Below are 12,660 nucleotides of genomic sequence, written 5' to 3' on the forward strand. Positions count from 1 at the left end.
ACTGTTGAAACCTGAATGGACGTCTTTTGGGGATACCGTATGGATCTTTCTCTAAGTATCAATCGAAGCACAGGCCTCAAGGGACTGACCTTTTGGGGCCAATGGGCGCTGGCACAGGGCTTTGTGGTGACGCTGTTGTTCATACTCGCTGAGCAGCACACCGGGACGGTCGCGTTTTACTACCGGATGTGTGCAACGCTGGCGGTACTGGCGTCGGTGCCGGCTTATACATTTAGCGGTGTGTATCGCAAGCGTGACAATTACCTGACCGGTCTCGGTCGACTGTTTATGGGCTGGTCGATGACCATGGCGGCGCTGGCGTGCATCGCCTTTGTCTGCCAGGCCGATGAGCTGTTTTCACGACAGGTGATTCTGAGCTGGGCGGTGTATGGCTTCCTCGGTCAGGCCTTTCTGTACGCTCCGCTGCATGCGTTTTCCAAGTACTACCAGCGTTCGCGTAAAAGCGAGCACAAGACGCTGATCGTCGGCACCGGCGAACTGGCGTTGGGTCTGGCGAAGAAGCTCAGCCAACTGGAAAACCTGCCTTTGGTAGGTTTGGTCAGCAATGGTGATGTGTCTGCGCTGGGTCCGGATGCACCGCGCGTGGTTGGCGATCAGGAGCAACTGCTGGAGCTGATCGAGGCGCATGACATTCGCCGCTTGTATATCACCCTGCCGCTGTGTGAAGCCGCGAAAATCGAGGCGATTTATGGTGACTTGCTAGGAGCCAACGTTGATGTGGTGTGGGTGCCGGACTTGAACAGTCTGACCCTGCTCAATCACTCGGTGAAAGTCGTGGACGGTCTGCCGGCGATCTACTTGAACGAGAGCCCGTTGACCAGCCGCCCTACCGCTGCTTTGAGCAAGAGCCTGGTCGAGAAAACCGTGGCGTTTCTGGCGATCATCGCGCTGAGTCCGATCCTGCTGATCATTGCGTTGGCGGTGAAGATCAACTCGCCCGGCCCGGTGTTTTTCAAGCAGGATCGTCATGGCTGGAACGGCAAGGTGATCAAGGTGTGGAAGTTCCGCTCGATGCGTGTTCACGATGACCGTGATGTGAAGCAGGCCAGCCGTAATGACTCGCGCATTACCGCAGTCGGTCGCTTCATCCGCCGCACTTCGCTGGATGAGTTGCCGCAACTGTTCAACGTTTTGCAGGGGCATATGGCCCTGGTCGGCCCTCGCCCGCATGCCGTCGCGCACAACAACTACTACTCGGGGAAAATACTCGCGTACATGGCGCGTCACCGGATTAAACCGGGGATCACCGGCCTGGCCCAGATCAGCGGCTGCCGCGGTGAGACGGACACCATCGACAAGATGCAGAAGCGTGTCGAGATTGACCTGCAGTACATCAACAGCTGGTCGTTGTGGCTGGACCTGAAGATCCTGGTGAAGACGCCGTTTACGTTGCTGTCGAAGGATATTTACTGAGGTTTGAAGCTGTATACCGCAAGGGGACGAAAGTCCCCTTTTTTGTGCCTGGGATTTGGGGATGGAATCGGATCTTGGATGGATGCAAAAACTGTGGGAGTGAGCCTGCTCGCGATGGCGGTGGGTCAGGCAATGATGATGCTGACTGTGCCGACGCCTTCGCGAGCAGGCTCACTCCCACAGGGATTTGTGTTTGGCTCAAGCCTTGTGGCTAGACACGCAACCTGTGGGAGCTGGCTTGCCAGCGATGGCGGTGGGTCAGCCAATAACAATATTGAATGTGCCGACCTCATCGCTGGCAAGCCAGCTCCCACAGGGATTCGGGATTGGCTCGGGATTTGTGGCGTGACAAATAACCAATGTAGGCCTTCGCCTGCTCGCGATGGCGGTGGGTCAGGCAACAGGGATGTCGGCTGGTCGAACGCTATCGCGAGCAGGCTCACTCCTACAGGGGATTTTTGGCTGGTTCGGGATTTGTGGCGTGACAAATAACCAATGTAGGCCTTCGCCTGCTCGCGATGGCGGTGGGTCAGGCAACAGGGATGTCGACTGTACGGACGCGTTCGCGAGCAGGCGAAGGCCTACAGGGGATTTGTGGTTGGCTCAGGCCTTGTGGCTAGACACATAACCTGTGGGAGCTGCGGTGCGACGATTCGACTTGCCAGCGATGGCGGTGGGTCAGCCAATATCAATCTTGAATGTGCCGACCTCATCGCTGGCAAGCCAGCTCCCACAGGTTTCAGAGGTGTTTCGGATATCTGCGCTTACTCGGTAATCTTCTCGAAATTCCGATAAAACATATCCCCTTCCCGGCTATCGGTCATCGAGTGCAGTTGGTAGCCGCGATTCAGTCGCGCACCACCGTCACGGGTCAGTGGGGCCCAGACCAGGTTGGCGCGGCGCATGGTCGACATGCTCATCATTTCGTCGAACGGGATCGACAGGTAGATGCCTTTGTCGAAACTACCTTCGCCATATTCCGCGCTGCCCGCCGTGGTGATCGTCGCCCACGCGCCAAAACGCACGCCATTGAAAAACTCGCGCGAGATGTCCAGCGTGCCGCCCCAGTCTCCGGCCAGATAACGCCCAACACTAACCGCCGCCAGCGTATCGAACGGCAAATCGGTATACGCCGTGACATGCCCGGTCACCACCGAGTAATCACGCAAGGCAAAGCCTTGATCGAAATCACGCTGACGCACCCAGTTCAGATCCGCGCCCACCGACCAGCGCTCACCGGTCGGGCGGAACAACACCTCACCGCCGACACCGGCAAACATCGACTCCAGATAACCGCCATACACCATGCCGTACCAGTCTTTATCCAACTGCTCGGCATGGCTGACCTGGAACAACGGCATGGTCGTGTTGGACGTGGTCAGGTACTGACGCAAATCCGTGCGCACACGCGGCAAGCCGCTCGGCGCGTCGTAGGTGAATTTGTCGAAGTTGTTGGCCAGGTTGGCACTGAGCAAGCCGCTCCACCAGGTGTTGCGATTGAAGCGGTATTCGGCGTCGGCATCGGCGCTCAATTGATAGAGCAAGCCATCCGGACCGCCAACGTTCTGCTTGAAGCCCAATCCCACGCCATAACTGAAATGCTGCGGCGCTTCGGTGTAAAGGGTCTTTTCGTTACGCGGCATCGCCGGGTTGATCTCGGTGGTGCGGTGCAGCGATTGCAGCGGCTCTTCGTTGTTGATCACTTCGCGGAAGGTCTGGCGCGGCACGCTGGTTTCTTCCAGCGGCAAGTCGTAGCGCTTGTTGACCACGGTGAACCAGTCGATGTCGTCGTTGACGCTGTTGTCGAGAATCCGGCTCGCCCGCCCGACAGCCTTGGACGAATGGAAGTAACGCTGCTGCTCGCCATACACAATCAGTTCGGAATCACGCTGGGTGATGCGCTCGACCTTGTAGCCGGCATTCTGCTGCAAACGCTGCGAGACGTTGGCCCAGTTGACCTGATCCATCGCCGTGGTCGGTGCCTTCGCCGGCAGCGGTTCCGGGGTCGGATCGTAAGTCTTCGCCGGTGCCTTGCGGCTGACGAAATTGGTGTGGAAGGTCACGCCGAACATCGCCGTGTTGCCGCGCTCCCACGCCGCGCTGACATCGACCGAATCAGTCACCTTGAACACTGCGCCAAGGTTGATCGGCGAGTCCTGTTTGATCTCGTTGTCCTTCGGCTCGTGCTTGTAGTCGTTACCTTCGAATTCGAGTTTCAGGCTGAGGCGATCCCACGGCGTCTGATAGCTCACGCCACCGAAGAACGACGGCCGCCCACGAAAGTACGAACCCGAGTTGACGTCACCGGTGCCCTCCAGGGCCGGTCGGGTATCGAAGCGATCGCTGACGTAGCCCAACGGGTTGTCGATATCGCCGCGATTACCCAGGTAACCCCAGGCAATCCCGGCGCTGAAATCGAAGTTGTCGTAGCGCTTGTTGGCGACGAAAAATTCACTGGAGAACAAACCCGTACCGCCGACGTCTCGGAAGCCCAGCGCCACATCGGGCAGCCAGTGGCTTTCCTGCCACAGCCGGACTTTGACGTCGACCGCCTTGTCCTTATAGCTTTGACTACCGCTGAGGGCCTCCGAGCCGTACGGCCGGTTGGTGATCGCGGTGTAGCGAAACGAGCCTTCGAGCCAGTCCAGCGGCTGCAACGACACGCTGTAGCGACTGTACGGATCGGTGCGGTTGGCGTTGACGCTCAACTCGCCGGCCGGGGCCATGCGCGCGGTCGGCGTCTGCAACAGACCGGTGCCACCGAAGTCATTCTGGGTAATGCGCGGCTCTGCATGAGCCAAACCACACGGCAATAACAACACAGCTGCAAAACGTAACTTCAACGAACCACCTCGGCCAGCTGCGTGGCAATAAATTCAGCCAACTGCTGATTCAGCTCAGGGATAGGCGGATCAAGATCATCATTTTTCAACGGCACCAGAATCTTGCTGCCGGCCACCGGAAACTGCCCGGACTCGCGATTCCAGTGGGCAATGCCGACGCGCCGCGACACGCCGTTGGGCTGGATCAACCACAGGTAATCGGCTTCGGCATCGGCCAGAATCGAGCAGCCTTGCAGATACTCACGGGCCTCCTGCAACGGCTGATACGGCAAGTGACACGGCTCGGCGACTGCGCCCAACACTTGCACTTCGTCGACGCGTTGCGGATAAACCAGACGATCGCCGTCATCGAGGCGAATGTTGCGCGCGAAGCCAACCTCCAGCGCCACCGGATCGAGATCGGCAATCTGCCGCCCGGTCACCGGCATCCGCCGCACTTCTTCGGCAATACGCTGCGCCAGCGCCGCCCGACTCGGCAGATCGAACAGCATCGACATGCGTTGCAGCACATCCAGGTCAAACAACACGCCGACCTTCAGCCGCGTTTGCTCCTCGATCAGCGACTGACGCAGCAACCCGCCCGCCAGCCAATAACCTTCGGCATTCGGCACGGCTTCGCTGATCACATCGAGCAAGCGCCCGCCGGCTGGTAACGCGACCGGCCCGGGATTGGCGACATCGCCCGACACCGTGACGGCCGCCTGACTCACACTCGCGACCAGCAACAAGCTCGCCGATAACATTTTCAGGCGCATCACGGCAGGTGCCTGCGATCAGGGGTCAGTTGCACAACCTTGACGCGTAACTGCGAGGTCAGTTGCTGCTCGCTCTGCAAAATGAAACCGTCACGCGGATCGACCCAGTAACGATTGGTCGCGCTCAGGCCGATGGCCGGGGCGTCAATCTGCTCATCGACACGCAGCACGGTGTATTCCTTGTCGAGAATCTGCAGGGTCTGTTCGGAGCGGCGGGAGAAGCGGCTGTTGACGATCACCCCGACTTCCTGGCCCTTGTAGAGGTCGATCCAGCGCCGCGTGGTGAAACCGTCGGCGACGTGATGCAGGCCTTGTTTGAACGGCGAGTCATCGGCCAGCCGCGTGCCATCGAGATCGCCTTCCAGCCCCAGGCCGATGCTGCGCACGGCGAGGCCATTGCGCAGCAGCAGAACCTGTTTGCCCGAGGCGACCCAGAACTGCAGGTCTTCGCGCTCGCGCACCAGCGCCAGCACCCCGGAACCGGACGGCGTGGTCAGTTTCATTTGCGGATAATTGACCCCGGCCACTTCAGCCGCCGACACGTCGACCTCATCCGGGCCGACGACTGCCGCCTTAAGGTTGTTCAACGAAGCGCTCATCAGCGGGTTACAGCCGCACAGCAACGAGGCCGCCATCAGGCACAGGCCAACTTTCAAAATATTCAAAGTCGGCGACCTTATTTGCTGTTGTTACTGTATTCGCTCCAGTTCTTCGCAGCGGAAGCGCCAGTGCCGACAATCGATGCCGACGGCACCAGTTGGCTGATCAGACGGTTCCAGCGAGTCACGTTGGCAGGCCCGACATACACCACGTCCTGCGGGCGGACTTCGAAGTGCGAAGCGAGCGCCATGGCAGTCGGCGATTCAGCTTCCAACTGGTAGATCTTCGCCGGCTCGACATCGAGGTTTTCCACGCCACGAATGACGTACACCGCGTTGCCATTGGAGGTGGTCTGGCTCAAGCCGCCGACCGAACCGAGCACATCGGTGAGGTTCATCGTCGCGGTCTTGAAACTCAACGCGCGCGGCTGGTTGACCTCGCCCATCACGTAGATGCGCTTGTTGTCGTTGTACGGCAGATACAGCTGATCGCCGCCCTTGAGGAAGACGTTCTGCAACTCGGAATCCTGCTGATTGAGCGAGTCGAGGTTGAGCGGATACGTGCGGCCGTTGCGGGTCAGCAACAGCCCGGACAAATCGGCATTGTTGGTATCGATGCCGGCGGAACCGAGGGCTTCGACCACGCTCAGCGGATTGGTCGAAATCGCTTGCGGGCCGGCCTTGGCCACCGCGCCAGTGACCACGACTTTCTGGCTGGCAAAACGCAACACCGCGACATCCACCTGCGGCTCGGCAATGAATGCCGACAGCCGCTGTTCAATGTCCGAGCGCAGTTGCTGGATGGTCCGGCCGGTGGCCTGGACTTCCTTGATGAACGGGTAATAGAGCGTGCCATCGGAGCGCACCAGACGGCCGTTGGCATCGATCTGTTGTTGCGCGCCGGACGGGGCCGTCAGCTCGGGGTGATCCCACACGGTGATGTACAGGACATCGTTGTTGCCGATGCGGTATTCGGCCGGGGTCGCCAACAACTCCGGCGGCAGCGACTCACGCTTTTGCGTGGCGCGGTTCATGGCAATCAGCTTGGGTGTGATCGGAATCAGCTCGACCCGGCTGCTTTCGCTGGCGCCCTGGCGGGTGATGCTGCCGGTGCTGAGGTATTGACCGGGGGAAAACATGCAACCTTGCAAAGCGAGACTTGCCAACATTAAAAGATAAACACTACGAGTCATAATGGCACTACGCTATTCAAGGGCGAATCCAAAAACAAAGTCACCCGACTTGCGTCGGGCGACCTTGTACTGCACTAACAGAACTTCCTGTTAGTTATGCGTGCCGGTGGTACCGGTGGTACCCGTCGTACCGGTGGTACCGCCGTTGGCACTGCCACCGCTGTTAGACGCCGCTACAGCACTGGCAACCATTGCAGTACTGGCTGCGGGCGCTTGAGAAGCCGCCACGTTGCCACCTACATTGGTTACCGCTGTCAGCGGTGCTTCAGCGGCGGCAGCCCAGTTGCTCAACATCGTCAACAGGGCAACTGCCATCACTTTTTTCATATCAACTCCTTTCTAACATTCGACCTGTTAAAAAACCGGCCTGAGTTAGCGGTGGTGAGTTCAAGTCCGCAAAAAGCGCGAACATGATCCGTCGTTCTTTCACAGTCTTACCCAACTGATAAAAGTCGAACGGCAGGTTTATATCTACGGACTTGCAAAAGGCATTGCCAGTGTAATTTCCCGACGTTATCTAACAACCTGACTGAAAATAACATTGAGTTAAATGGCCATCATCCCAAGTAGCCTTTGGGATGGTTCGATTGCCAGCGCCAAGTGTCAGTGACCATATCCTGCAAGTTGCGCGTGGCTTTCCAGCCAAGTTCCTTCGCAGCCTTGGAGGCGTCGGCCCAGCTCTCGGCGATATCCCCGGAACGGCGCGGCATCATCCGGTAAGGCACCGGTTGCCCGCAGGCCTGTTCAAACGCGTGGAGCACTTGCAGCACGCTGTAGCCATCGCCCGTGCCAAGGTTCCAGGTATGAATGCCGGTGCGTCCGGAGATCGACTGCAACGCCTTCAAGTGACCGTCCGCCAGATCGACGACGTGGATGTAATCGCGCACGCCAGTACCGTCGACAGTCGGGTAATCGTTGCCGAAAATCGACAACTCTTGCAGGCTGCCGACCGCCACCTGACTGATGTACGGCACCAGATTATTCGGGATGCCGTTGGGGTCTTCGCCCATATGGCCGCTGGCGTGGGCGCCGATCGGGTTGAAGTAGCGCAGCAAGGCGATGCTCCAGCGCGGCTCGGCCAGGCTCAGGTCACGCAGCACGTTCTCGACGATCAGCTTGGACTGGCCGTAAGGATTGGTCGGATTACCAGTGGGGAAATCCTCGCGGATCGGCATCTGCTCAGGCTCGCCATACACCGTGGCCGACGAACTGAACACCAGCCGGAACACCCCCGCCGCCGCCATTGCCTGGCACAGATTAATGCTACCGCTGACGTTGGTCTCGTAGTACTCGAGCGGTTTGCGCACGCTTTCGCCGACCGCTTTCAGGCCGGCAAAATGCAGCACCGCGTCGATGTTGTGCTCACGGAAAATCCGGTCGAGCAGTGCCCGGTCACAGACATCGCCGCGGATCATCCAGGCACTCTTGCCGCAAATGCCCTCAACGGCGTGCAACGATGCTTCGCTGCTGTTACAAAGGTTATCCAGTACGACAACTTCATAACCTGCTTCAAGTAGAGCAAGTGTGGTGTGCGAGCCGATATAGCCGGCGCCACCCGTTACCAGAATCTTCATAGCGCGATCCGTCTTTGAATGAGTGACAAGTAGCGTGTCAAGCCTGATTCATTGAAGATGTGTCACAATCCACACAAACAAGGCGACAACAACCGAAAACAAAACTAGTTCAATGACTGGCAATAAATATTTTTGCAGGTCACACTGTATTGCCCGCTACTTATTAGCACTCCCTGTGCACTCATCACTATCAACAGATACCGACTAAAAATAACTAACAACGCACTTACCGACATCTCATAACATTGTCGTGTTTTACCGTCACGAGCATTTGCCATTAATAACCTGACTCAGGTATTAAAGTAAGCCTTCAATCCAACATTGAAACTTGTACGCCCTTTATTAGTGCGCGCATCTGTCGCCTGTGTTCCATGACTGTCCAGGATACTTTTATGATTCGTAAATGTTTGTTCCCCGCTGCCGGCTACGGCACGCGTTTCTTGCCGGCCACCAAAGCCATGCCTAAAGAGATGCTGCCAATCGTCAACAAGCCGTTGATCGAATACGCCGTTGAAGAAGCACGGGACGCCGGCCTGCAACACATGGCCATCGTCACCGGTCGCGGCAAGCGTGCGCTGGAAGACCATTTCGACATCAGCTACGAACTCGAACACCAGATCCGCGGCACCGAGAAAGAGAAATTCCTCGCCGGCACCCGTGAGCTGATCGACACCTGCACCTTCTCCTACACCCGTCAGGTGGAAATGAAGGGCCTCGGTCACGCGATTCTCAGCGGTCGTCCGCTGATCGGCGACGAACCCTTTGCCGTGGTGTTGGCCGATGACCTGTGCCTGAACCTCGAAGGTGACGGCGTACTCACGCAGATGATTGAGCTGTACAAGAAGTTCCGCTGCTCGATCGTCGCCATCCAGGAAGTCCCGGCCGACCAGACCCACAAGTACGGGGTGATCGCCGGCGAGCTGATGTCCGACGGCATCTACCGGGTCAACAACATGGTAGAAAAACCGGCCCCGCAAGACGCGCCGTCGAACCTGGCGATCATCGGTCGCTACATCCTCACTCCGGACATCTTCGACCTGATCGCCGACACCCAACCGGGCAAGGGCGGCGAAATCCAGATCACCGACGCGCTGATGAAACAGGCGCAGAACGGCTGCGTGCTGGCCTACAAGTTCAAAGGCCTGCGCTTTGACTGCGGTGACGCCGAGGGCTACTTGCAGGCGACCAATTTCTGCTACGAAAACGTCTATCTCAAGGGCCGCTGAGACGGCTCCCATCACTCAACGAGGCCACCATGAACATTGCACAACATTCCGTAGAGATTGAACGCGAGGTGGGTAACCTCGGGGTGATGAGCTGGCTGTCACGCCATCAGCCGTTGCCCAGCGCCAACGAGTCCTGGCTGGGCACGATTCTGCTGGTGGAGCGGATTGGCGTGTTTCCCGCGTCCGGGGACATTCGCCGGCCGCTACGCGATCCCTATCCGCTGCTCGCGCATTTGAAAAAGCTGTACGGCGAGCAGGCGCTGGAGATGGATGACAGTGATGGGCTGAAGGTGATCTTCAGCGACTGGCGCTTTCGCGTGCGGATTTGCTGTAACGACCCGGCGATCATCATCAACGTGGAAACCCGTTGTGATACGCGGTTGATGCCACAGAAGATTGCGGAGTTGCTCGAGCAGGTCGACGCCTTCGAATAACTCCCCTCACCTGATCGTTCCCACGCTCTGCGTGGGAATGCATCCAGTGACGCTCTGCGTCACACAGCGAGGGGACGCGGAGCGTCCCGGGCGGCATTCCCACGCGGAGCGTGGGAACGATCAGTGTGGCGAAGCTTCGCAACCGCTTTGGGTGCCAGTGATCCAGCCATAAAAATAATCGGCAATGACCTTCCCGCCCGTGGCCGGCACCGGATGAATCTTGTCCGGGCCAATCATCGCCGCCGCGTAGCGTTTGACGTCCGGCCCGAACGCGCATTGCAGGTTGGCATAACCCAGATGCTGCTCACGTGCCCACGGTTCAAGCACCTGCGCGTACGCCGACATCGGGTAAGCACTGGAGCGCGTGGTGTCCTGACGCATGATCAGGTTGATGCTCGCCTGCGGTTGAATCTCACGCAGCATGCCCACCAGCCCCTGAACATTCTGCAAGTACTGCGCGGGTTTAACGCCGAAGCCCTGATCGTTGCCACCGAGCATGATCAGGTAAACATCAGCGGGGATCTTCGACACGGCAGCTTTCCACTGCACCTGCCATTGCGGATCCTTGTGATAGAAATCCGCAGACGCTGCGCCCGATGCCGCCAGTTTCGAGACCCGCACGCCGTTCTGATCGTTGCTCATCCACAGGCCGAACAACGTCGGTGCGCCCTTCACCACTTCCAGTTTGAAGGACCAGTCTTTCGCTGCAGACAGGCCTGCCAATGGCACTTCCTGAACCCCCGCACCTGTCAGCGTCATGGGCTGCCAATCTTCTGAAGGTGACCAGCGGTAACGGATCTCGGAGGATTCGCCAGTGCCCAGGTAAAGCAATTTCGCCTGAGTAACCGCCGTATCGATGCGCGGCGTCGGGTTGGCATCCACTTGCAGCCAAGCGCCGGGCCGGCCTGTTACCGTGCGACTGTCCGGGCTCGCCTGGCCCAACTCTGAAACCTTCCAGTCACCGCCAAAGTACTTGTCACTGCTGCGGGTGTATTTGAAATGCGTGCCGCCCAGCGCGGCACCGTGGTTGAAACCGACGTAACCCGGCCCGGCAAAACCGACCTCCCCGGCCACGCGTTGCACCAGTTTGTTCAGGTAGAAATCCTGCCCGGCAGTGTAGCTGTCACCGATTACCGAGACTGACAACACCTTGCCGGCCTTGCCTTCACGCCACTGCGCGAATCGCTCGCGGGCATCGCCCACCTGAACCACCGACGCTGCGACGGGTTGCGCATCATCTACTGCCACCATGCAAAATTTCCTTCAGTCTGGAATGGCCCACTGAGTGCCGGGATGTACACAGATCAACTGTAGGAGTGAGCCTGCTCGCGATAGCGGTCTATCCAATACAAATGCATTGACTGACGCAACGCTATCGCGAGCAGGCGAAGGCCTACATTTATCGCGGTCACCCGCTAAATCTGTGTACACCGAGAAATCCTGTGGGAGCTGGCTTGCCAGCGATAGCGGTGGGTCAGGCAACAAATTTGTATCTGACCCGACCCTATCGCTGGCAAGCCAGCTCCCACAGGGATGGTGTGACTTACAGGGATGATTGGGTCTGCACCACCGGGGTGGCAGGCACCAAGGGTTTCTTCTTCGCCGCGCGCTCGCCAAGAAACAACACCGAAGTGAAATTGAACCGACTGAAAACCATCGACAACACCACCGGCCCGAGCAAGCCACAACTCAAACCACCCAGCACCAGCAAGCTCTCATCCTTCACCCCCAACCGCCCCAGCACAAACCGCGACGTCGCCGCGAACAGCACATGAAACAGGAAGATCGCGTAGGAATAACCACCGAGCCAGGTCAGCGCCTTCGAGCGCATATCACTCGACAGCAAGGCGATGCACGACACGCAACCGACAGTCAGACCGATCAAACTGCGACGATCAACAATCAACTCGCGATCAATCGCCGCCACATACAACAGCGTCAACGAGATCAGTACAAACACCAGCGGCCCGATCACCTTGAAGCGCTGTTTCAGCGCGTCGACATTCTCCTGGCCAATCATCCCCGCGACAAAAAACGGCAGCAGATAAATCGCGCCGTTAATTCCGAACGCATCGAACTTGAACGGCGGCAGCAGAAACAACAGCGCAGCAAACGCGAACAACCCATACAACCGCGTCGCCGAGCGCAGCATCCCGCGCCACTCCAGCAGCCCGACGAACATGAAAATGATGAACACCGCCTGCAGGAACCAGAAGTGGTTGATCGGCACCCAGAACGACAACAACGCGTCGATCACCCCGACATCCTTGTTCACCCCCGGCCCCACCGCTTGCAACACCGAGAACGGCACGCCGACGCAAAACAGCGGCACGATCAAGCGGCGCACCTTGCCGCTGAAGAACGCGGAAAAGTCATTGCCGCGAATTTTGTAGATCGAATAGATGTACCCGGAAATAAACGTGAACAACGGCATGCGCACGTAGACCATCGAATCGGCGATCACCCGGAACGGCGAGCCGATATCGATCTTCAGCCCGCCGCCCAACGGCCCGATGACGTGATAGAGCACCAGCAACAGGCACGCCAGGCCACGCAGGGTTTCGATCTCCAGGGACTTTTTCTTGCTCGACATAAAGCACCT

General features: G+C 58.4%; 11 protein-coding genes. 3 read left to right on the plus strand and 8 right to left on the minus strand.

Going from position 1 to position 12,660, the window contains the following annotated elements; genetic code table 11:
- The first annotated feature begins 39 nt into the window (after window positions 1-39).
- A complete protein-coding gene (locus tag ACZZ0A_RS15895; RefSeq protein WP_414893277.1) occupies window positions 40-1,434 on the plus strand; it encodes an undecaprenyl-phosphate glucose phosphotransferase in 1,395 nt (464 codons plus the stop codon).
- A gap of 764 nt (window positions 1,435-2,198) precedes the next feature.
- Here the strand turns inward: ACZZ0A_RS15895 and ACZZ0A_RS15900 are convergent.
- The 6 genes from ACZZ0A_RS15900 to galE all read right to left on the minus strand — a co-directional run bounded on the left by ACZZ0A_RS15900 (window position 2,199) and on the right by galE (window position 8,398).
- Window positions 2,199-4,277 (minus strand): YjbH domain-containing protein, encoded by a 2,079-nt coding sequence (locus ACZZ0A_RS15900; RefSeq protein ID WP_463543444.1) that lies wholly within the window; start codon window positions 4,275-4,277, stop codon window positions 2,199-2,201.
- On the minus strand, window positions 4,274-5,032 hold the full coding sequence (locus ACZZ0A_RS15905; protein ID WP_463543445.1) for a capsule biosynthesis GfcC family protein: 759 nt from the start codon (window positions 5,030-5,032) through the stop codon (window positions 4,274-4,276). Before ACZZ0A_RS15905 ends, ACZZ0A_RS15900 begins: the two co-directional genes overlap by 4 nt.
- Window positions 5,032-5,697: a YjbF family lipoprotein gene (locus tag ACZZ0A_RS15910; RefSeq protein WP_007910554.1), complete on the minus strand. Its 666-nt coding sequence runs from the start codon at window positions 5,695-5,697 to the stop codon at window positions 5,032-5,034. The genes ACZZ0A_RS15905 and ACZZ0A_RS15910 overlap by 1 nt, the downstream gene beginning before the upstream one ends.
- A gap of 11 nt (window positions 5,698-5,708) precedes the next feature.
- Window positions 5,709-6,824 (minus strand): polysaccharide biosynthesis/export family protein, encoded by a 1,116-nt coding sequence (locus ACZZ0A_RS15915; protein WP_176472376.1) that lies wholly within the window; start codon window positions 6,822-6,824, stop codon window positions 5,709-5,711.
- Between the two features lie 90 nt (window positions 6,825-6,914).
- On the minus strand, window positions 6,915-7,151 hold the full coding sequence (locus ACZZ0A_RS15920; protein WP_007910552.1) for a hypothetical protein: 237 nt from the start codon (window positions 7,149-7,151) through the stop codon (window positions 6,915-6,917).
- A 230-nt stretch (window positions 7,152-7,381) separates the two neighbouring features.
- Window positions 7,382-8,398 (minus strand): UDP-glucose 4-epimerase GalE, encoded by a 1,017-nt coding sequence (gene galE / locus ACZZ0A_RS15925; RefSeq protein ID WP_447786440.1) that lies wholly within the window; start codon window positions 8,396-8,398, stop codon window positions 7,382-7,384.
- A gap of 392 nt (window positions 8,399-8,790) precedes the next feature.
- Between galE and galU the strand changes: the two genes are divergently transcribed.
- Both galU and ACZZ0A_RS15935 read left to right on the plus strand, forming a co-directional pair.
- Window positions 8,791-9,624 (plus strand): UTP--glucose-1-phosphate uridylyltransferase GalU, encoded by an 834-nt coding sequence (gene galU / locus ACZZ0A_RS15930; RefSeq protein WP_007910549.1) that lies wholly within the window; start codon window positions 8,791-8,793, stop codon window positions 9,622-9,624.
- 29 nt (window positions 9,625-9,653) lie between these two features.
- Window positions 9,654-10,058: a phosphohexomutase domain-containing protein gene (locus ACZZ0A_RS15935; RefSeq protein WP_414915698.1), complete on the plus strand. Its 405-nt coding sequence runs from the start codon at window positions 9,654-9,656 to the stop codon at window positions 10,056-10,058.
- A 120-nt stretch (window positions 10,059-10,178) separates the two neighbouring features.
- Here ACZZ0A_RS15935 and ACZZ0A_RS15940 read toward each other — a convergent pair whose 3' ends face one another.
- Both ACZZ0A_RS15940 and ACZZ0A_RS15945 read right to left on the minus strand, forming a co-directional pair.
- Window positions 10,179-11,309 carry an SGNH/GDSL hydrolase family protein gene (locus ACZZ0A_RS15940; RefSeq protein ID WP_463543446.1) on the minus strand — a complete coding sequence of 377 codons (1,131 nt, stop codon included), beginning with the start codon at window positions 11,307-11,309 and terminating at the stop codon, window positions 10,179-10,181.
- 292 nt (window positions 11,310-11,601) lie between these two features.
- A complete protein-coding gene (locus ACZZ0A_RS15945; RefSeq protein ID WP_007910542.1) occupies window positions 11,602-12,651 on the minus strand; it encodes an acyltransferase family protein in 1,050 nt (349 codons plus the stop codon).
- Window positions 12,652-12,660: the final 9 nt, after the last annotated feature.

Source organism: Pseudomonas sp. AC242, assembly GCF_979258655.1.

Bases quoted from the DNA above. Each gene is read 5' to 3' on its own strand.
- ACZZ0A_RS15895 (WP_414893277.1), top strand. From the start codon at position 40: ATGGATCTTTCTCTAAGTATCAATCGAAGCACAGGCCTCAAGGGACTG.
- ACZZ0A_RS15905 (WP_463543445.1), bottom strand. From the start codon at position 5,032: ATGCGCCTGAAAATGTTATCGGCGAGCTTGTTGCTGGTCGCGAGTGTG.
- ACZZ0A_RS15915 (WP_176472376.1), bottom strand. From the start codon at position 6,824: ATGACTCGTAGTGTTTATCTTTTAATGTTGGCAAGTCTCGCTTTGCAA.
- ACZZ0A_RS15920 (WP_007910552.1), bottom strand. From the start codon at position 7,151: ATGAAAAAAGTGATGGCAGTTGCCCTGTTGACGATGTTGAGCAACTGG.
- galE (WP_447786440.1), bottom strand. From the start codon at position 8,398: ATGAAGATTCTGGTAACGGGTGGCGCCGGCTATATCGGCTCGCACACC.
- galU (WP_007910549.1), top strand. From the start codon at position 8,791: ATGATTCGTAAATGTTTGTTCCCCGCTGCCGGCTACGGCACGCGTTTC.
- ACZZ0A_RS15935 (WP_414915698.1), top strand. From the start codon at position 9,654: ATGAACATTGCACAACATTCCGTAGAGATTGAACGCGAGGTGGGTAAC.
- ACZZ0A_RS15940 (WP_463543446.1), bottom strand. From the start codon at position 11,309: ATGGTGGCAGTAGATGATGCGCAACCCGTCGCAGCGTCGGTGGTTCAG.
- ACZZ0A_RS15945 (WP_007910542.1), bottom strand. From the start codon at position 12,651: ATGTCGAGCAAGAAAAAGTCCCTGGAGATCGAAACCCTGCGTGGCCTG.